At 43.9% G+C, this 18,731-nt stretch carries 20 protein-coding genes and 1 tRNA gene; 8 read left to right on the top strand and 13 right to left on the bottom strand.

What is annotated here, in order from left to right; translation table 11 throughout:
- Window positions 1–33: 33 nt before the first annotated feature.
- A complete protein-coding gene (locus J7W08_RS11035; RefSeq protein ID WP_233084492.1) occupies window positions 34–1,173 on the bottom strand; it encodes a class II fructose-bisphosphate aldolase in 1,140 nt (379 codons plus the stop codon).
- 166 nt (window positions 1,174–1,339) lie between these two features.
- Between J7W08_RS11035 and J7W08_RS11030 the strand changes: the two genes are divergently transcribed.
- Window positions 1,340–1,522 carry a hypothetical protein gene (locus J7W08_RS11030; protein ID WP_233084491.1) on the top strand — a complete coding sequence of 61 codons (183 nt, stop codon included), beginning with the start codon at window positions 1,340–1,342 and terminating at the stop codon, window positions 1,520–1,522.
- 67 nt (window positions 1,523–1,589) lie between these two features.
- On the opposite strand, the gene J7W08_RS11025 is transcribed toward J7W08_RS11030, so the two are convergent.
- Both J7W08_RS11025 and J7W08_RS11020 read right to left on the bottom strand, forming a co-directional pair.
- Window positions 1,590–1,736: a hypothetical protein gene (locus J7W08_RS11025; protein WP_233084490.1), complete on the bottom strand. Its 147-nt coding sequence runs from the start codon at window positions 1,734–1,736 to the stop codon at window positions 1,590–1,592.
- A 178-nt stretch (window positions 1,737–1,914) separates the two neighbouring features.
- Window positions 1,915–3,846: a hydantoinase/oxoprolinase family protein gene (locus J7W08_RS11020; RefSeq protein WP_233084489.1), complete on the bottom strand. Its 1,932-nt coding sequence runs from the start codon at window positions 3,844–3,846 to the stop codon at window positions 1,915–1,917.
- Window positions 3,847–4,405: 559 nt separating this feature from the next.
- Here J7W08_RS11020 and J7W08_RS11015 point away from each other — a divergent pair.
- Window positions 4,406–4,693: a hypothetical protein gene (locus J7W08_RS11015; RefSeq protein ID WP_233084488.1), complete on the top strand. Its 288-nt coding sequence runs from the start codon at window positions 4,406–4,408 to the stop codon at window positions 4,691–4,693.
- A gap of 243 nt (window positions 4,694–4,936) precedes the next feature.
- A complete protein-coding gene (locus tag J7W08_RS11010) occupies window positions 4,937–5,170 on the top strand; it encodes a hypothetical protein (RefSeq protein WP_233084487.1) in 234 nt (77 codons plus the stop codon).
- 19 nt (window positions 5,171–5,189) lie between these two features.
- Here the strand turns inward: J7W08_RS11010 and J7W08_RS11005 are convergent, their stop codons facing one another.
- The 8 genes from J7W08_RS11005 to J7W08_RS10970 all read right to left on the bottom strand — a co-directional run bounded on the left by J7W08_RS11005 (window position 5,190) and on the right by J7W08_RS10970 (window position 12,396).
- Window positions 5,190–6,314, bottom strand: coding sequence for an SO_0444 family Cu/Zn efflux transporter (locus tag J7W08_RS11005; RefSeq protein ID WP_233085773.1), 1,125 nt, complete (start codon window positions 6,312–6,314; stop codon window positions 5,190–5,192).
- On the bottom strand, window positions 6,311–6,667 hold the full coding sequence (locus J7W08_RS11000) for an ArsR/SmtB family transcription factor (protein WP_233084486.1): 357 nt from the start codon (window positions 6,665–6,667) through the stop codon (window positions 6,311–6,313). The genes J7W08_RS11005 and J7W08_RS11000 overlap by 4 nt, the downstream gene beginning before the upstream one ends.
- 18 nt (window positions 6,668–6,685) lie before the next feature.
- Window positions 6,686–7,456, bottom strand: coding sequence for an energy-coupling factor transporter transmembrane component T family protein (locus tag J7W08_RS10995; protein ID WP_233084485.1), 771 nt, complete (start codon window positions 7,454–7,456; stop codon window positions 6,686–6,688).
- Window positions 7,457–8,281 carry an ATP-binding cassette domain-containing protein gene (locus J7W08_RS10990; protein WP_233084484.1) on the bottom strand — a complete coding sequence of 275 codons (825 nt, stop codon included), beginning with the start codon at window positions 8,279–8,281 and terminating at the stop codon, window positions 7,457–7,459.
- Complete coding sequence (locus tag J7W08_RS10985; RefSeq protein WP_233084483.1) at window positions 8,266–9,075, bottom strand: ATP-binding cassette domain-containing protein; 810 nt, start codon at window positions 9,073–9,075, stop codon at window positions 8,266–8,268. The genes J7W08_RS10990 and J7W08_RS10985 overlap by 16 nt, the downstream gene beginning before the upstream one ends.
- A gap of 49 nt (window positions 9,076–9,124) precedes the next feature.
- Window positions 9,125–9,682, bottom strand: coding sequence for a biotin transporter BioY (locus tag J7W08_RS10980; protein WP_233084482.1), 558 nt, complete (start codon window positions 9,680–9,682; stop codon window positions 9,125–9,127).
- 584 nt (window positions 9,683–10,266) lie between these two features.
- Window positions 10,267–11,913: a thermosome subunit alpha gene (gene thsA / locus J7W08_RS10975; protein WP_375141068.1), complete on the bottom strand. Its 1,647-nt coding sequence runs from the start codon at window positions 11,911–11,913 to the stop codon at window positions 10,267–10,269.
- Between the two features lie 411 nt (window positions 11,914–12,324).
- Window positions 12,325–12,396, bottom strand: a tRNA-Arg gene (locus J7W08_RS10970).
- A gap of 137 nt (window positions 12,397–12,533) precedes the next feature.
- Between J7W08_RS10970 and J7W08_RS10965 the strand changes: the two genes are divergently transcribed.
- Both J7W08_RS10965 and uppS read left to right on the top strand, forming a co-directional pair.
- Window positions 12,534–13,721 carry a redox-regulated ATPase YchF gene (locus J7W08_RS10965; RefSeq protein WP_233084481.1) on the top strand — a complete coding sequence of 396 codons (1,188 nt, stop codon included), beginning with the start codon at window positions 12,534–12,536 and terminating at the stop codon, window positions 13,719–13,721.
- Window positions 13,722–13,780: 59 nt separating this feature from the next.
- Window positions 13,781–14,440, top strand: a complete 660-nt coding sequence (uppS, locus tag J7W08_RS10960) for a polyprenyl diphosphate synthase (protein ID WP_233084480.1) — start codon at window positions 13,781–13,783, stop codon at window positions 14,438–14,440.
- An 11-nt stretch (window positions 14,441–14,451) separates the two neighbouring features.
- Here the strand turns inward: uppS and rimI are convergent, their stop codons facing one another.
- Entirely contained in the window at window positions 14,452–14,877 is a 426-nt protein-coding gene (gene rimI, locus J7W08_RS10955) for a ribosomal protein S18-alanine N-acetyltransferase (RefSeq protein ID WP_233084479.1), read from the bottom strand.
- Window positions 14,878–14,967: 90 nt separating this feature from the next.
- Here rimI and J7W08_RS10950 point away from each other — a divergent pair, with 90 nt between their 5' ends.
- The 3 genes from J7W08_RS10950 (at window position 14,968) to J7W08_RS10940 (ending at window position 17,767) form a co-directional block, all read left to right on the top strand.
- Complete coding sequence (locus tag J7W08_RS10950) at window positions 14,968–15,561, top strand: DUF5817 domain-containing protein (RefSeq protein WP_233084478.1); 594 nt, start codon at window positions 14,968–14,970, stop codon at window positions 15,559–15,561.
- 160 nt (window positions 15,562–15,721) lie between these two features.
- The gene (locus J7W08_RS10945; RefSeq protein WP_233084477.1) at window positions 15,722–17,014 is read left to right on the top strand and encodes an ATP-binding protein; all 1,293 of its coding nucleotides are present in this window, start codon (window positions 15,722–15,724) and stop codon (window positions 17,012–17,014) included.
- Between the two features lie 6 nt (window positions 17,015–17,020).
- Window positions 17,021–17,767 (top strand): MBL fold metallo-hydrolase, encoded by a 747-nt coding sequence (locus tag J7W08_RS10940; RefSeq protein WP_233084476.1) that lies wholly within the window; start codon window positions 17,021–17,023, stop codon window positions 17,765–17,767.
- 43 nt (window positions 17,768–17,810) lie between these two features.
- On the opposite strand, the gene J7W08_RS10935 is transcribed toward J7W08_RS10940, so the two are convergent.
- A complete protein-coding gene (locus tag J7W08_RS10935; protein ID WP_233084475.1) occupies window positions 17,811–18,722 on the bottom strand; it encodes a DUF5803 family protein in 912 nt (303 codons plus the stop codon).
- Window positions 18,723–18,731: the final 9 nt, after the last annotated feature.

The following is an 18,731-nucleotide window of genomic DNA, read 5'->3' as shown; positions in this document are numbered from 1 at the left end:
GATGCCGGATATCAAAGATCCGGCAATTAAAACTTAGTTAATCGAGTCCCTGACCATCTGGGCAGTACCTTCCCCTTTGAATGCCTTAATGAACAGAAGGGTCTCAGCGTAGCACATTGCGTCAATTGCAGCTTTTGTGTCATCGGACACAGAGTATATCCTGTCAAAGAACTGCTTGACTGCAAACTTGCTGAACTTGCCGAATATCTCAGTGTCGTTCTTACCAGGTGCTTTTTCCTTATAGGTCTCAATGGTCCAGTTACGGATATCCTGATAGAGTTCAGGTTCGTAGACCTTGAATATGTCCCAGACGATGTTCTGATAGAAAGTTGCCACATTTCCTTTGACGATGTCGCCGTGAGGGAAATTGTTGTGGATCAGATCACGTGGGGTACCTGTAATACCGTGCTGTGCGATCCTCACATCCAGGTTGTTGTCCTTCAGTGCCTGTGCAACTGCAATTGTCTGATCGATATCGATGGACACCTGTTCAATAAGATTTCCGCTGGCATCATAGGTATTTCCGTGTGCACTTCCATTGGCGATTGCCAAAAAGTGAGGGAAGACACCATTCTCGTTCAATGCCTTGATGAATGTAACTGCCTCTTCCGGACTGGTAAGTACCCTTCCGTGCTCATCTTCCCTGCCGATCTCGCCAACCTCTACTTCAAGACCATATCCCTTGTCCCCCATGTTCTCCTTGATGTGAAGACCGATCTTTGTGGTTGCATCGATATTGTCAGCAAGCTCTTCGCGCAGGTTGCCACCCTGGAAGTTGAACAGATGGGATGCGTCAATTGCAAATGATGTGAATCCTGCATCGATCTGTCCGCTTACAAGGGCCTTTGTAGATTCAATATCCCCATCATCCCCTTTCTTGATACCGATGTGATCAGCATGCAAAGCCCACATATCAAAACCGACTTCCTTTGCTGCCTCTCTTGCCATCCTTGAAAGGTCTGATGGCTTCAATCCGGCATATCCACCTTCAAGATTACACTCGGACCTTGCAAGCTCGAAGATGAGCGGTGCATCCATGTCCTTAGCAGCGCGCATAATGCCTTTCATGACAAGTGCTATCCTCGGGTTAGCGGTCATTATAATAGTGTCCTTGTCAAGCAGGCTCTTAAACATTAATGAACTTGGTATTGGCTCAAAATTATTATTGGTCATATTGGTACCTTCAAATTTCTTTCAGCTATTTTTGATACATAATAGACGTTTCAATTCATAATCATTTCTATCCAAAATTAAATCGCTCAAATATGAAATAAAAATACCAAAAAAGATAAATACATAACATCTAATGAGATTAAGATAAAATGAGGGGGCTAAGCCAATGAAACATCTCCTGGAACTGGAAAATAAACTTTCAAACATGACAACTGACGAAATCTACAACTATGCAAAAGAGAACTATCCGGAAGAACCGAACATGTGGATGGGAAAGAAAAAGCTGGTAGTTCGCAGAATAGTCAATTATGAAAGGAACAAGATGAACAGTGCAGAGACCACAGAGTGAGAACTAAGCTCTGCTCTTTTTGATATAGCTGATATAGCATACCTTCTTCAAAGGCCACTTGTAATACTCAGGAACCAGAGATAGTCTGGATCAACCTGACTATTACAAATTCATAGATCAAAATACTCAGTATCACAAATACCAGTATCGAGATCAAGCCCACTGTCGGACAGGTTACCCTGTCACCTTTATTTTTCTTGTAACACAATTTCATCCAGCATACACCCCACACTGCACAGAAGAAATTATCATATAAAGATTGAACTTACAGCTATTTCAATTTTTATAAGAGAGTGGGAAATTAAACCATCTGACAAAAACAGAAAAATAGAAACAGAAAAAGGAAAAGACAAAGACAAAAATGGGAAGAAAAAGGAGAGATATTGTATTAATTAACACTCCTCTTCCACAAGACTGGCACCAACACCCATAACGCGTATTCTTGTTTCAAGTGGGTGGTCCCAGCCGTCAGGGATGATCTCTTCTTTCTCCACATCAACCTTTACATGTTCAGGATCCAGACCTGCATCGGACATATACTGGATGATCGTTTCCCTTCCTGTCGTCGTGGCATATTCAAGAGCTTCTTCATACTCATAGAAATTCATTCGTCCTTTCTCAGAGAAAACATAGAATTCCCAGTCAGGAGCTGCCATTGAAACAGGCCTGACAAGGAAATCCACCCTGCGAATACCTTTTGCTGCCAGCGCACCCGCTGCATTACCAACATTCGAGAATTCAGGGACCACTATATCCGCATCAAGTATCTCTTTGAGGTTATCAAGATATGCAACCACAGGACCGCCTATCAGGACCACAGGCATCTCTACTTTGAACTTTGTCGGGGACTCGATGTCAAATATCTTACGGATCTCGTTCTTGGGCACACCCTCCAGGAAGAAGGACATGAGATCAGATGCCATGTTCTTGGCAAATTCCTGTTTTACAAAAGCAGCAAATTCCTGAGCATCCCTCTTGCACAGGGAACCAAGATACTTTGCGCCTATTTCCGATGCCTCGACAGTGTGCTCTTCATAGTCACCAAGCACGTGCAATGCATCTGTAGGTGTAAAACCGATGGTCTGGATCAGGCGTTTCTGAAGCAGAAGATCGATATGTTTAGCTGAAGGATACTTTTTCAGACGATACTTGATCTCCCTTAATGATGTAGGGGTTTCTGATATTGCGGCAAGTACCTCTTTTTCCATGTCGGTTATATCGATCGGGTCATATCCGGTCCTGATGAAGAACTTGGTTGGCTGGAAATTCGTGCCAAGCAATCCTTTAGAAGGCATGGGGTTAGTCTTAAGCTGCTCAAGGAATTCAGGATAAAGATCTGCAGCACGACAAAGTGGGATCACCCTCCTTGGCCCGATGTTGACCTGGTTATCCTTGACCCATACATCACTGTCACCCCCCATTGCAGAGGTCTCCATCTTGATGGCCTTGACCCTTGTCTTCCAGCCGCCCACGACAGCACCTGACTCACTCATGTCCGGAACACCGCCATTTATGACAGAAATATCAGTACTCGTCCCACCCACATCGATCACCGCACAGGTCTCGTTGCCGGTCAGGAAAGATGCACCCACAAGACTGCCCGCCGGGCCTGAGAATATAGACTCGATCGGCTTTTCAAGGGCACTTCTGATACCAATGACAGAACCATCACATTTGAGCATGAAAACATTTGCATCCACACCTTTGGAAACAATATACTGTTCCACAGTAGACATGAAATTCTCAGTGATAGGAATAAGCTGGGCATTAAAGAATGCAGTAACTGCCCTTTCGAAAGCTCCAAGGTCCTGTGAAAGCTCATGAGCACATACAACAGGAAGCCCTGTAGTTTCCTTGACGATCTCTTTTACTCTTAGTTCATGGTCATGATTACGAATACTAAAATAGGACGAAACCGCAAATGCCGCAACACGGTCTTTGATACCTTCTGCAAAGGCCTTTACAGCATCCTCATCCAGAGGTGATGACTCTATACCATTATAGTTGTGCCCACCATTTACCTGAGCAAAATGTTCAGTTGGAAGGTCCTTATTTACCTCATAGTTTCCAACAAGAATCAGACCTACAGGAAAACCCGTGCCTTCCAGAATACTATTCGTGGAAAGTGTGGTTGAAACGGATACAACCTTAATGTCCCTGAGATATTCCCCATCGATCCCATCGATCGCATTTCTTATGCCCTCCAGAGGATCAGGATATGTTGTAAGTGCTTTGTTAGAAGCAATGATAACCTCATCCGAATCCCTCAGGAGTACTGCGTCTGTGTAAGTTCCACCTGCGTCTATACCAAGACTGTATTTCATCCAAAACAACTCCTTTATCTCATGAAATGAACAATTTGAATGCTGGCCTTTCAAACTGGCCTTTAACTAATCGATTAAAAAGGTGACCTATACATAAAGATATCGTATTTATTTATCACTGTTAACTTCTAAAAACGACATCAATCGACACGTCCATAATATAAATAATCAGAAAAAAAGGCAAGAAATAATTTAAACTTTCCATTTATAAGAATAGATGATCGGATTGGAAGTAGGAAAAAAGAGAATCCAACAATGATAATCTTCAAATTTTAACATATTAGGTCCATCCATCCAATCTTCCATTCAGCCTTCCACCTATTCTCAGTTCTATAATTTCAAGGGACTTAAAATTGAAAATGACCAGGAAATTGATGACCCCCTGCAGCTGATTCAATATCATTAGAAATGTCGAGGCAAGCGTTGAGAATTTCTAAATGAGATAAGTAAAGAATGAATCTTTAAATATATTAATTATTACTCGTGATGCATATATAACAATAACTATATAGTTAAACATGAGGATATATCGTCAAGTCATGTGGTGGAAGTGACTCGAATGAAAAAAGATGATTTCTCATGGAAAAACAACGAGATCGAGTATCCGGAAAGGTGCGGAAGAATAGTTCCCAAGCCAGTATTTGAAGAAAAAAAGTATCCGGAAAGGTTCGGAAAAATAATTGCAATCCCAATATATGAAGGAAAAAGGAATGCTGCCGAGGATCACACAATGACCAATGATCATAAGGTGCTCAGTGATGAAGAAATTGGTGACGGGATCATCGACACTTTCAAAGAGCGTATGCGAAACATGTTATCCGATCACAGGCACAATCAGAACCATTGAAACAGATAGCATTATAGCAGTATTTTTCAACGCACTTTTTTCTACTGTACATACCATACACCAACAATGGTAGCGTCAATACTTCAATTTAAAAATATAGAACCCATGCTGCGAATTTCGCAATAAGATATATAAGAATGGGCATCTAAATATATTAATTGCTAATCGTGACTTATATATACCAATAACACCATAGTCGAACTTGAAGATATATCGTCAAGATATACGTTGGAAGTGACTCGAATGAAAAAACACGATTTCTCATGGAAGAACAACCACATAAAGTACCCTGAAAGTTTCGGAAAAATTGTTGCCATCCCGATATCTGAAGAAAAAGAGGATGCTGTCGATGATCACACAATGGTCAATAACCGTATGATGCTCGATGATAACGAAATTGGTGATGTTATCATCGACGGTTTCAAAGAGCGTATGCGAAACATGTTATCTGATCACAGGCACAATAAGAACCATTGAAACAGATAGCATTATAGCATTATTTATCAACGCACTTTTTTCTACTGTACATGCCATACACCAACAATGGTAGTAGCAATACTGCAAAAACGTTCTTTACTTCATCGGGCATGATCTCACTGGCACTTCCTGCTATTGAAAGTGCATCGATGCCCAGACTTGAGTATATCTGATCGAGAACGAGTCCACTGATAATTGCACACAATGCTATCGATGCAAGATAAACTACAGTGGTCCTTTTACCAAGGAATTTCAGTACCATGGTGATCGTGGCTGCGTTAGTAGCCGGCCCTGCAAGCAGGAACACGAATGCAGCACCGGGACTCATCCCTTTTAAGATAAGAACCGCTGCAAGTGGAGTGGAAGCAGTTGCACAGATGTAAAGTGGTATCCCCACAACAAGAGCAAGCAACATGGATCCAATTCCGCCACCAAGATAGCTGCCCACCATGTTTGCTGGTACGAAGTAAGAGATAATACCTGCAATTACGACCCCGACAATAAGCCAGAAACCGATATCTCCAAGTAATTCAATGTAAGCATACTTTACGCCAGACCTCACTTTCTGCACAAAATTCCCAGCTTCTTCATCAGGACCACCACATGAACCACATCCACATGCATCTGGCGTGGCAGAGGTCATTGGAAGCACCGCTAATGGTACTGCACTTTTAGATAGTGGAACCTTACCAGGCACTTCCTTTGAAAAGTTCAATATATTCTCGGTCACGCCCGCGACAACAGCAGTAGCAAATGTTGCCACCGGCCTGAAGACTGTCATTATTGGATCAAGAAGGGCATAGGTTATAGCAATGGAATCCACCCCTGTCTGCGGGGTCGAGATCAGGAATGAGAGAGTTGCACCTTTTGTAGCACCCCTGTTCCGAAGAGATAGTGCAGCAGGCACGACCCCGCAAGAGCATAGTGGCAGAGGCACCCCTAAAATAGATGCGTTGAGAACAGACCTGAACTTTCCTGCAGAGCTGCCCAGATACTGCATTACTTTATCATCCGGAACAAAAACATGCAATAAACCTGCTATACCAAAACCCAGTAACAGGTAAGGAGCAGCTTCGGCAAAGATATGCCATGACTCGATCAGTATACCTGAGAGTGCTTCTGCAACGGAATCAACAACGCTCAGAATGCACACCCCATGGCATGCTTGCGAGACAGATCAAGGAGCATTTTTACGTGTTCATCTGCAACTGAATAGACAACGAAACGACCTTTCTTTTTGGTCCTGACAAGGTCGAGCTGGCGAAGGGTTCGAAGATTGTGAGATATCGCCGATTGGCTCATCTTAAGCGCAAATTCAAGTTCACATACACACATTTCTTTTTCCAGCAAGAGATACATGATCTTCAGGCGGGGACCTGATTGAAGTGCATGGAAGATATTGGACACCCTCACTATTGCATCGTCTTCAGGAAGGTTGGATATAAGGGAGTTTATAGCTTCCTTATCTACCAGTTCACATGTATGAGATGTTACCATGAATATATGAACATGTGCTCATGCATATAACATTAGCGCTGTTCCAAAAACTACGAAGATACAGATAAGAAGATCAGATGTTGCCATTTTCATTTCAAAGAGCGATGTGCGATAATTTCCCTGATAGCAACGGGACTCCATTGACAGTGCAACATCATCAGCCATACGCATTGAACCTCTCAAAGCAGGTATTGCCAGAGATAACATTCCGGATATAGGATGGTGCCCATACTTCAATCCGCGAGACATCTGTGCATCCTTTATCTGCCCCACATACCACAGCAGATGTGGAACAAAATAAATTGCCAGTGACATCATTGTCGCTACTTCAAAAGAAGTGGTCCCCAATTTCCTTAAAGGAAGAGGACGAAGCAAGTGCTCTATCCCACTGGTTATCAAAGCCGGTCTTGTGGTGGAAGTTACCAGGGAACCAAACAGGATCAACAGGATGAAACGACCGGCGACAACTGCCCCTTTTTCAAGGCCTTCGTATGTTGGTGAAAAGGCAAGAGAAAATATCGGATTTCCGGCTGTAAAGAACAGATGGATAAGAAAAATAAAACCAAAGAAGATGACCATTGGACGGAGGGATCGTATAGCCAGGGTTATGCTCACACCTGCTATGTTTGTCAGCATCGCAAAAAGAACTGCCAGAACGAACAAATGAGACAGCACGGAAACATTGAATATCAGAATGCTCAGACACATCACAGAAATGATCTTCGCACGCGGGTCCATGTTGTGAAGAAAAGAGTTTCCCCTCACATAGGAGAAAAGTGGTCCTGCCATTTAGAGGACACTCCTTTTTTTTGCCCAGGCAGCATAGATCTCCTCAAAGGCGTGATCCACGGAAAAGATATCATCCTTCACATCAATGCCGGATCTCTTCAATCCCCTCATAAGTTCTGTGACCTGTGGTACCGGCGAAGGCATAGACGCAAGATATTCCGAAGGCGTTCCTTCAAATGTAATTTTTCCATCGTCCAGATAGATCAGCCTGTCCACAACATCAAGTACTTCTTCCAGTTGATGGGACACAAGTACAATTCCGACACCATTCTTTTTCAGAGAGTCCAGTATCCTGAAAAGATTAGCTTTTCCAATGCTGCTTAAGCCGGAAGTAGGTTCGTCCAGAACAATATAATCCGGAAATGAGGATAAGACACCTGCAAGAGCGACAAGGCGCATCTCACCACCACTCAAACTGAAAGGTGATCTTTCAAGTATCTCCTCAGCAAGACCTACCCCCCTTATAGCTTTATTAACACACCCATCAAGTTCATCCCCACTTACCCCGAAATTCTTCGGACCATACGCAATATCTTCAAAAACGGTATTGCAGAACAATTGCTTTGAAGGGTGCTGGAAAAGAATACCTACTTTTTTACACACTTCTTTTTCAGAAGAAAGCAGACCATCAACGAGAACATTTCCGGAATCCGGCACAAGGAGACCATTTAGATGCTTTATCAAAGTAGTCTTACCGCATCCTACCTTACCAACAATTCCCACAGACTCGCTGCCATCGATGGAAAATGAGATGTCGCTAAGGACCCGACCCTCAGTTTTTCCTTTCCCGTAAGAAAAGCACAGATCCTTCACATCGATCGACATAGCTCCTCCATTAGAGCATTTGGACCCAGAGGCAGCACACCCTTATCCAGTATTCTGGAATCCTGAAGCCTGAACGCGAGCTCCATGAGAGGAGGGATACGGCTTCCGGAATTGTAAAGTTCACGGAACACATCTCCAGGAGACCCATCAATGCTAATTGACCCACCCTCCATCACAATGACACGGTCTGATGCAAGAGCCTCCTCCATATGATGGGTTACATAGACAATGGTTTTCCCCATCCTGTTAAGCTCCAGTGCGATTTCCAGTACCTGGGACCGGGACTCCTGGTCCAGCATTGATGTGACCTCATCGAACACAAGATATTCAGGCTTCATGGCCAGTACACCGGCAAGTGCTGTCTTTTGCAACTGTCCGCCACTTAAGTTCATCAACAGGTATTCTTCGAAGCCTTCAAGACCTACATCAAGGATAGAATCAGACACACGACTGCGGATCTCTTCACGCTCAAGTGCCAGGTTCTCCGGACCAAAAGCAACATCGTCTTCCACAGTAGCGCCCACAGACTGGGAATGAGGGTCCTGGAATACCATTCCGACCATCTGGCGAATCTTCCAAATATCCCCGGGGCAGGAAGTCTGCATTCCACATACTGAGACAGTGCCTTGTGAAGGCTTAAGGAGCCCGTTCATGTGACGTACAAGGGTAGACTTTCCACTACCATTGTCACCTATTATCGTAGTGAACGTTCCCTTTTCTATCCGGAAGTCAATCCCATTGAGTCCCAGGTGACCATCCGGATAGCTATAACTTACTCCTTCAAACCTTATCATTGTTTATCGATCTATCAAGTATGGGGTTATTGAGCTATTGAGTTTTTTATTATATCTTATAGCTGGTAGCAATATATGCAGCAACTACTATTTTTACAAGAGCTCCACCAATGAAAGGAAGAAAGCCTACAGTGATTGCCTGCATGAAGGACATATCTGCAACAAGCATCAGATGAGTCAGGCCGAAGGCATAGATCACAAGTGACCCCACGAGAACATAGATCGCATTGAAAAGAACCTTTTCAGTCCTGTTCTTTTCGAAAAGGAATCCCACAACAAATGCTGCTGCGATAAAACCAATGATGTAACCACCTGTAGGACCAAGGATCACACCGAGACCTGAAGCACCGCCTGAAAATACCGGAAGGCCGGCAATCCCGAGCAGAGTGTAAACGGTCATACTTATTGCACCCCATTTACTTCCCAGCATTGCACCTGCCAGCAGGACGAACACAACCTGAAGGGTGAACGGGATCGGACCAAGCGGGATAGTGATGTAGGCCCCAATGGCAGTCAATGCCGCAAATAGGGATGCATAGACCATTTTTCTGATATCGGTTGCAGGAAGGGACGATGCTATAGAAGTATTTGTAGTATTGTTAACCATGTTTCCCTAACTGGTTTACGGTTGATAAATACTTTACCCTTAAAAAACGAGTCTTCCAGACGAACAATCTAGACAGGCATGCCAAAATCGTGTTTTAATTTGTTTGAGGATCTCCACTATTCCGATGAAAGGAAATTGAAATGCTCAAAGAAAGAGAGGATGAAAGAGAACTGGAAATTGTCAAAAATCTCTATAATATCGTAGAACCACCACCAAGCAGAACCACAACCACACTTTCGTTTTTCAGACCGTACCACGAAATCGCGAATCGTAGTATGGTCACTGAAATATAATGGTACATTAATAGCATATGAACATATTGAATGATTTTAAGATGTTATACTAATTATCATTATGATATAAATCTAAAAAAATATCCCGGTTTTGAAGAAGAACAATCTTGAGCAACATCAATTGACTGGAACCAGGACCATATTCCAACAGGGCAGAACAAATCCCATAATATTTTCTAGAATATTGTCCAAAAATTAAGAATCCCTACATAGACAAAAGAAGATCAATAATAAAAAGAGAACTGTGTCGGAAAACCCGACACGAGTTAGTAAGTAATTAAGGAATTGAACTCAGTATGCTGCGTCCATGTCCAGGTCAATATCAGGTATACCAGGTGTTGGACCTGGAGTTCCTGCTCCACCACTTGATGCCACCAGATCATCGATCCTGAGGATCATGACAGTAGCTTCAGTTGCAGCGTTGATAGCCTGTGTCTTGATACGCAGTGGTTCAATTACATCGTTTTCCCACATATCGACAACATCGCCGGTGTAGACATTCAGACCTGCGTTCTTGTTGCCCTGCTCGTGCTGGGAACGTAGTTCGACCAATATGTCGATCGGGTCAAGACCTGCATTCTCTGCAAGTGTCTGTGGAATGACCTCAAGAGCTTCGGCAAATTTGCTGACTGCAAGCTGCTCCCTTCCCTTAAGAGTGGATGCGTACTCACTGAGCCTTAATGAGAGTTCGATCTCAGGTGAACTTCCACCCACTACGACCTTACCATCTTCAATAACAACTCCGACTACACGAATAGCATCGTGCATTGCGTGCTCAAGTTCAGCTACTACATGATCGGTTCCACCGTGAAGGAGTACTGTTACTGCCTTGTTGTTCTGGCATCCGGTCACATAGGTCATCTTTGCACCTCTGACTTCCTTTTCCTCTACAAGGTCTGCAGTTCCTGTGTCCCCAGGTACGATCTCATCGAGGTCTTGGATAAGTGTGCCGCCGGTAACCTTGCTGAGCCTCTTAAGGTCGCTCTTCTTTACCCTTCTTACAGCGTAAATTCCAGCTTTCTCGATGTAGTACTGTGCCATATCATCGATACCTTTCTGGCAGAATACAACATTTGCACCGCTGTTGATTACCTTCTCAGCCATCTCCCTCATCATTTTCTCTTCCTGGTCCAGGAACATCTGCATCTGGTCAGGTGAGGTGATCTTGATCTCTGCATCCATTTCGGTCTTTCTGAACTCGATAGGGCAGGTTACGAGAAGGATCTTTGCATTCTCGACCATTTCAGGCATGTTTGGATGGGAGCGTTCCTTGTCGATAACAAGACCCTCCACAAGGTCAGAATCTGTGATACTGCCACCTGCACGCTTTTCGACCTTGATATTGTCAGTGTCGACCACTAAGGAACCATCTTCCTCTTCGACTACGTATTTAACTGCATCAACAGTAAGCTTGGAGAGTTTGTCCTTGTATGCCTCAGCACCCTTGCCTGTAATAGCAGTTGCTGCGATCTTCATGAGAGCATCTGTGTCTTCAGGAGTTACGTCAATTGTGATGGTCTCAAGGATCTCACGGCATTTCTTTGCAGCATGCCTGTAACCTTCAGATATAATAGTTGGGTGAACGCCTTTGTCAATAAGCTCTTCTGCCTTTGCGAGCAGCTCACCTGAAAGGATAGCTGCGGAAGTTGTTCCGTCCCCGACTTCATCATCCTGTGTCTTGGACACTTCGACGATCATCTTAGCTGCTGGGTGCTGAATGTCCATTTCTTTCAGAATGGTAGCTCCATCGTTGGTTATGACGATGTCTCCCATAGAGTCCACAAGCATCTTGTCCATTCCCTTTGGACCAAGTGTTGTACGAACTGAATTTGCAACGGCCTTTCCTGCAAGGATATTGATACTCTGAGCATCCTTTCCGCGGATACTTTGACTTCCATTTGGTAAGATATTTAGCCCTCCTAAATAGCATTGATAAATTAATTTTAATTATTTTGAAATGCAGATTGGGAATACATAGATAATACACATTATGTACTCAATCTGTTCGTTCTAGATGAATGAACTTCTATATAAGGGTAACCAATGTGATAAGTAGAACATCCAAGATACAAAGAACTTTACGAGGACCAAACGTCGATATTTGCCCCAACAGTTTTGATCACATTTATAGTAGTTGCAATAGCATCTGCATTAACAAACCATATTGGAATTATATGAGAATATACCGAACAAAAGTAGCGTTTCTACCGAATTTAAATTGGTATTAAATGTGATGATCGATCATCCGCATAATAGATTATGGTGGTAAATGATCATAAAAAGGACTCCACAAAGGTTAGTTAAGATCTAACCTTTGCAAAGCGTCCGGGTGTCAAACCCTAAGTGGTACGTCCCGACCGAGAATCGAACTCGGGTCTAAGGCTCCGCAAGCCCCAAGGATATCCTCTACCCTACCAGGACACGTTGGACAGACTCCTAAATAACTTACTGCAATATAAATATTACTGGTCAGGAGAATATTTGATTTGATCGAGATTATGCCAAATGGAAACTCATCATGAATAAAAGTTAAATGCTTCAAGGATGATGTGTAAAGCATGTCAATGACCATAGGCCTTGCAGGAAAACCAAATGCAGGAAAATCAACTTTTTTCAAGGCAGCTACCCTTGCAGATGTGGAGATCGCGAACTATCCGTTCACCACGATCAATGCTAACAGGGGTGTAACATACGCAAGGGTGGAGTGCCCATGTACGCAGAAAGATAAGCGATGTGGCAACTGCCAGGATGGGATCCGGTTCGTACCGATTGAAATGATCGATGTAGCCGGCCTTGTGCCTGATGCACACATGGGCCGTGGTCTGGGGAACGCTTTCCTTGATGAGCTCAGGCAGGCACAGGCAATAATTCACGTAATTGATGCAGCCGGAGCCACGGACATAGAAGGGAACCCGGTGGACATCGGGGAGCACGACCCTCTTGAGGACGTGGATTTCCTCAACCGTGAGATCACCATGTGGATGACTGGTATTCTCAAACGTAACTGGGAAAAGCTGTCACGGAAGATCAAAGCAGAGGGACTCAAAATGTCAGAAGTCATATCTGATCAGCTAATGGGTGCCGGAGTTAATGAATCACAGGCACACGAAGCACTTCTTTGCTGCGACATGCCAGGTGAATGCACTCAATGGACAGATGAGGAAATGGTCAAGCTTTGTGATGCCATCCGTGCCATCAGCAAACCCACAATGATAGCTGCCAACAAGATCGATATCGCACCTGAGGAAAACGCCAAGAACCTCAATGATCTCGACCTTATAGTAGTACCCACCAGTGCTGCTGCAGAGCTTGCATTAAGATCAGCTGCAAAGAATGAGATCATAAACTACCTCCCAGGAGATGATGACTTCGAGATAGTCTCCGAGAACATAAATGATGCACAGAAAAAAGGCCTGGACAGCCTCAAGGACCTCATGGACAAGATCGGAACCGGCGGAGGCGGCATACAGGAGTGCATCAACAGGGCGGTCTTTGACCTTCTCGACCTGATCGTAGTATACCCGGTAGAAGATGAAGGAAAATGGTCTGACAAGAACGACAGGATGTTGCCTGACGCGTTCCTCATGAAGAAAGGGTCCACAGCCCACGACCTTGCCTACCGTGTACATAGTGATATCGGGGACAGATTCCTTTATGCAGTGGACGGGAAAACAAAAATGAGACTTGGAGAAAAACACGAACTTGAAGATGGCGATGTTGTCAAGATCGTCTCTACAGCTAAATGATCAGTGATCATCATTCATTAAACATCATTTGAAAGAACAAACATTAAAAGATGGCGTTTATGATAAGAACCCTATATGAAAGATATCTGCTCGACCAGGTGAACAATTCACCAGAGCAGATACCAGAACATATAACAATAATACTCTCAGGGTCCGACCTGCTTGATCAGAAAGGTGAAGATAACTTCAGGTCTTTTATAACATGGTGTAAAAAGCTTGGCATCGCTACCATCAGCGCTTACATTGATGTACTGGATACAAAAGAAGAGATTCAGGTCGAGATGACATCCATGCTTACGACAGGCATGCAGGAAATGTTAAGATCACTTACAGATGATGTGGGATTTTTCATATACGATGAGAACGGAAACCTCAAAGAAAAACGTGAAGGAACTTCGCTCACGGTTCACATTTCAGTGGGATTCGGAGGAAGAGCGGAGATCACAAAAGCCATCAATTCGATCCTTTCAGATGTGAAGAATGGAAAAATACAACCAGAAGAGATCGATGAGAATGTCATTGAGAGTCACCTTCTGGTTCAGGAAGAGCCCGACCTGATCATACGTGCCGGTGGCAAGCACCTATCTGATTTCCTGCTCTGGCAATCCGCATACTCTGAGCTTTATTTTACAGATGTCAACTGGCATGACCTAAGGAAAATAGACCTGTTAAGAGTTATACGGGATTTCCAGAAGAGGCAGCGTCGCTTCGGGAAATGATCAACGAATGGTCAACATTCCAGATCCAACTCCATTATAATGGCATTGTCATCCGGATAGTAATTTGGAATGACCCCTTTCATCTCAAACCCGTTCGAAAGATAGAATTTCTGAGCATCATTGTTCTTCTCCCTTACCTCCAGACGGATGAGAGAATACGAATTCTCCTTTGCAAGAAGTATACACCCTTCGAGAAGAGCCGTTGCGACCCCCATTCTTCGATACTTTGGATGGGTTGCAATACTTGCCAGATGTGCAGCCCTTTTAATGACCACAAGAACAGCATATCCAAGAATAACACCTTCAGACTCCAGGACAATAAAACCGGGATAATCTGCGTAGGACCGGAACACACTTGAAGACCATGGAGCGTCAAAGGAAAGATTCTCGATCTCTACGATCGAAGGAATATCCGATCTTGTAGCTACCCGTATCATGTGAGGGAGTTATGACATCATCGGTGATAAATTGAAGGTTATGACATTGCAGGGTGCTATACTTATACGAGACAGTACAACCAGTCAGTGATGCCAGTTTATTCGGTCATAGTGTGTCCAAAGTGCAGAAGATCTGCACAGCTGATAGAGCAGAAAGGAGCAAAGACAACAAGATGCCAGCGATGCGGAGCTACATTGCAGACAAGGAAATTGCGGATATTCCACACAACAGATGTCCTTGAAGATGCCATTGCAGTACGCACTAATCTGCAGGCAAAGATACTTGGGGAAGGATATGACACAATGTCGGACGGGCACACGTTCTCAACTTTTACATCCGACCCCACAGAAGAGGACACGAGCTTGAAGTTCCAGACAAGGGACCACAAAGCCAAACTCAACAGGATGAAAAATTCCACACATCCAGCTGAAACAGACGGTACTGCCATTCACACGTCTGCAACACATACACCTGCCACAAAACGACCTAAAAAGAAGGACCCTGCAAGGACAATATTATCCATCCTTGAAAAAGCACAGAGTGAAATGCAGAGGACCGAACTTCAAGACCATGCGCGCAGGCAGGAACTTGATGAGGAGAACTTTGAAAGAACGCTGGAAAAACTGCTTCAGAAGGGAGACATCTATTTCCCAAAAAAAGGATATGTTCGAGTTGTCCCATGAAAGATAAGAGAGGGAACGCAACATTCGATCGGGGCCAAACACATAAATTATATCTAAAAGAACCACATAATCGTATGGTTCACTGAACTGCTCAGGAACATGAGCATACAAATCATTTATCAAATTGTTATCAAATTATTCCCATTATACAGGTAAGAACATGTCCGACACGACAACCCTTGACATTGTAGAACTTCTATTGACAGCAGAAATATACAACAAGTATCCGGAAATGGATGTTAATGATCTTCCAAAGGAAATCAGAAAGAACTACTGGAGCCGTGCGCAAAAAGGCGTCCCAAAGCCCATCAGCGTTTCCCGAAAGGACATAAAAAAACTCTTTGGGATAGAAGAGATAAAGGGACAGGTATTCACCCTTCCTTTTTTGGATATCGATGAGCTCACCTCAAAGATAAAATTCACATCCTTTGATGTTGCTGCTGACTGGTTCCAGAAGCAGGAGACTGCTTCTCAAAGGATCGATCAGAATCCGGCACTTGCATACTATTTTGAAGAAAAGAAGAATGTGACTGGAGCCAGCTATGCGAAAGCACGTGCTGCAACAAGACCTAAAGAGGTCGACAGGGAATGGATCGAGTCCCTTATCAGTGAGATCTCCGAAGAAGAGACTGGAGAAGACATGCTTAAACTGGTGCACATTATGGCCCCGGAGGACATTGTTCAACCTATGAGATACCTTGTTCTTTCAGAAGAGCAGAAAGAAGAGGTCGAAAAAATAGTAAAGGCCATTGAGTACAGAGATTATCTCAAACGCATCGGCCTGTATGATATCGGAAAGGTGCTCCTTGTAGGACCACCTGGAACCGGTAAGACCTCTGTGGCAAAAGCGATGTCAGAGCGCCTTTCAATACCATTCGTGGAAGTCAAGCTTTCCATGATAACAGACCAGTACCTCGGGGAAACAGCAAAGAACATCGACAGGGTATTCGCACTTGCCAAGCGCTTAAGCCCATGCATACTCTTCATAGATGAATTCGATTTCGTCGCCAAAACAAGGGCATCAGATGAACATGCAGCTTTAAAGAGAGCCGTCAACACGCTTCTCAAGGCCATTGATGAGATCAGCCTGACCAATGATGGTGTCCTTCTGATGGCCGCTACGAACCATCCCAGGATGCTGGACTCTGCAGCATGGAGAAGGTTCGACGAGATAATGGACTTCCCGCTTCCTGACGAGAAAATGAGAAAAGAGATCCTCGACATTGTAACCATGGAAATAGAAGGTGAGTTCAACACGAAAGAAATTGCACCGCTCACCAAAGGATACTCTGGTTCAGATCTGCGCATGGTAATCCGCGAAAGTGTGCTCAATGCCCTAGTTGAAGAGCGTACCAGCATAAATCAGCAGGACCTCACAGAAGCGGTGAACAGGTTCAACAAGCGCGCCCACATAAAATCCGATGAATATGTTGTCAATACCGGGGGTTTCTAAAACCCCATGAAGATAACACTCCTTGGAACAGGTGATGCGCCCGGCACACCCATTATCGGTTGCGATTGTCGTACATGCACGGATGCCCGCAACGGAGGTAAAAGTAACCGCACACGTTTTTCAGTCCTTGTGGAATCCGATGAAGGCAGAGTTCTTATTGATACAAGCCCGGACATGAGACAACAGATGCTCAACAAGGGGATCCGGCATATTGACGGAGTCATCTGGACACATGGCCATTATGACCATTACACCGGTTTTGGTGAGTTCCACCGTGTTCAGAGCCATGTGGATGTCTACGGAGTGACCGAAACACTGGACTACATACTTGATTATGTCTCATTTTTAAGACCAAGAAGGCATGACGTCCATCCCGGCGAAACTTTTGATCTCATAGGACTTGAATTCACACTATTCGAAGTGAATCACCCACCTGTGGAAAGAGCCATAGGTGTGATGATATGCGAAGGTGAAAAAAAGGTTGTCATCAGTGGTGATACTGATAATAACATACCGGAGAATAGCCTTGAACTTATTATGGAACCCGACCTGTTCATAGTGGATGCCATTATACCCGATGATGTAGGATTCCATGTAAAGAAGCACATGGATGCAAAAGAAGCATTGGAAATGGCTGAAAATATCAGGGCAAAGGAGGTCGTTATGACACACCTGAGCCATTATTTTAAACCTCACAACGAGGCATCCGAAACATACCCGTTAGGATATGACGGAATGGAATTTACATTCTGAGATCGGACCTACATCAGATCTCAGTTCTTTTCAATTATTAATTTCAATTTTTCCTTTTCTGATCAAAGTCTTCTTCGATCAATTCACGCGTTTTCCGAAGTTTTCGTCTTGTTGAAAGGTAGTTTCCGAGGACTATAAGCACGCCTGCACCAAGAATACTTGTGCCTATCAGAAGCATACGTGGAGCAGATTCCTGATAGAACTTGATGATTATTGGTTTATATGGAAAGTCTTCATCAGAGACCTCAACTTTCAGGAAATCCCTTGCCATTTCTGTAAATGAACCGGGCGTTGCACGCAGATTATACCACACAAGAACTTCCCTGTTGAGATCATCGAAGTATATATCTTCAGGATCAGGGCTCACTTTTCCCACAAAGGGATTTCCGGTAGTATATCCTTCCGGCAAAACAAACCTCACAACAGAATCATGGGCCGGGACATACATGAAATCCTGCCCACCGGGAGTTGCCAGACTATAGGCCACAATACCTGTGATGCTCTCATTGAACCTTATGTAGATGTGTTTTTGCCCACGAAGGACCTCATCATCCATAGTGTAATTAAAAACCGGCATATCCTCTACTGAAGATGTTGAAAGTCCCTCAAATGTTTCAAAGGACGGTTCCGTGTCATTTGAGCTACCTGCAAGGATCACAATATTTGAGATCGCTTCCTTGTTCGGGTTCAGCATATCTTCCAGAGGTATGACTTCAATAACAGAAGCGTTCACTATCATATGAACAACATTTGCAGACCCGTTATCTGTAAGATAGAACGTAGTCGTATTAACAAACCCACCATCTTCTGCAGGATCGTTAAAGACCTCCAGCTCATACATGGAAAGGTCAGCTGGTGCCACTTCTTCGTCCACAGGCACAAGCTCATCGATGCAGCCTGATGCCATTATCGCAAGGGCAAAGAGAAGTACTACTGTTATAATTTGTTTATTCATTGTACACAT

The organism is Methanococcoides orientis (genome assembly GCF_021184045.1).
In the GTDB taxonomy this organism is placed as follows: Archaea; Halobacteriota; Methanosarcinia; order Methanosarcinales; family Methanosarcinaceae; genus Methanococcoides; species Methanococcoides orientis.
Note: the sequence above shows the minus strand (reverse complement) of the source record. Positions and strands in the feature narration are given on the sequence as shown.

Coding starts and splice junctions, on each gene's coding strand:
- J7W08_RS11035 (WP_233084492.1), bottom strand. CDS start 1,173: ATGACCAATAATAATTTTGAGCCAATACCAAGTTCATTAATGTTTAAG.
- J7W08_RS10990 (WP_233084484.1), bottom strand. CDS start 8,281: ATGTCGATCGATGTGAAGGATCTGTGCTTTTCTTACGGGAAAGGAAAA.
- J7W08_RS11015 (WP_233084488.1), top strand. CDS start 4,406: ATGAAAAAAGATGATTTCTCATGGAAAAACAACGAGATCGAGTATCCG.
- J7W08_RS10980 (WP_233084482.1), bottom strand. CDS start 9,682: ATGGTTAACAATACTACAAATACTTCTATAGCATCGTCCCTTCCTGCA.
- J7W08_RS10965 (WP_233084481.1), top strand. CDS start 12,534: ATGTCAATGACCATAGGCCTTGCAGGAAAACCAAATGCAGGAAAATCA.
- uppS (WP_233084480.1), top strand. CDS start 13,781: ATGATAAGAACCCTATATGAAAGATATCTGCTCGACCAGGTGAACAAT.
- rimI (WP_233084479.1), bottom strand. CDS start 14,877: ATGATACGGGTAGCTACAAGATCGGATATTCCTTCGATCGTAGAGATC.
- J7W08_RS10935 (WP_233084475.1), bottom strand. CDS start 18,722: ATGAATAAACAAATTATAACAGTAGTACTTCTCTTTGCCCTTGCGATA.
- J7W08_RS11030 (WP_233084491.1), top strand. CDS start 1,340: ATGAAACATCTCCTGGAACTGGAAAATAAACTTTCAAACATGACAACT.
- J7W08_RS10950 (WP_233084478.1), top strand. CDS start 14,968: ATGCCAGTTTATTCGGTCATAGTGTGTCCAAAGTGCAGAAGATCTGCA.
- J7W08_RS11020 (WP_233084489.1), bottom strand. CDS start 3,846: ATGAAATACAGTCTTGGTATAGACGCAGGTGGAACTTACACAGACGCA.
- J7W08_RS11025 (WP_233084490.1), bottom strand. CDS start 1,736: ATGAAATTGTGTTACAAGAAAAATAAAGGTGACAGGGTAACCTGTCCG.
- J7W08_RS11010 (WP_233084487.1), top strand. CDS start 4,937: ATGAAAAAACACGATTTCTCATGGAAGAACAACCACATAAAGTACCCT.
- J7W08_RS10985 (WP_233084483.1), bottom strand. CDS start 9,075: ATGATAAGGTTTGAAGGAGTAAGTTATAGCTATCCGGATGGTCACCTG.
- J7W08_RS10945 (WP_233084477.1), top strand. CDS start 15,722: ATGTCCGACACGACAACCCTTGACATTGTAGAACTTCTATTGACAGCA.
- J7W08_RS10995 (WP_233084485.1), bottom strand. CDS start 7,456: ATGGCAGGACCACTTTTCTCCTATGTGAGGGGAAACTCTTTTCTTCAC.
- J7W08_RS10940 (WP_233084476.1), top strand. CDS start 17,021: ATGAAGATAACACTCCTTGGAACAGGTGATGCGCCCGGCACACCCATT.
- J7W08_RS11000 (WP_233084486.1), bottom strand. CDS start 6,667: ATGGTAACATCTCATACATGTGAACTGGTAGATAAGGAAGCTATAAAC.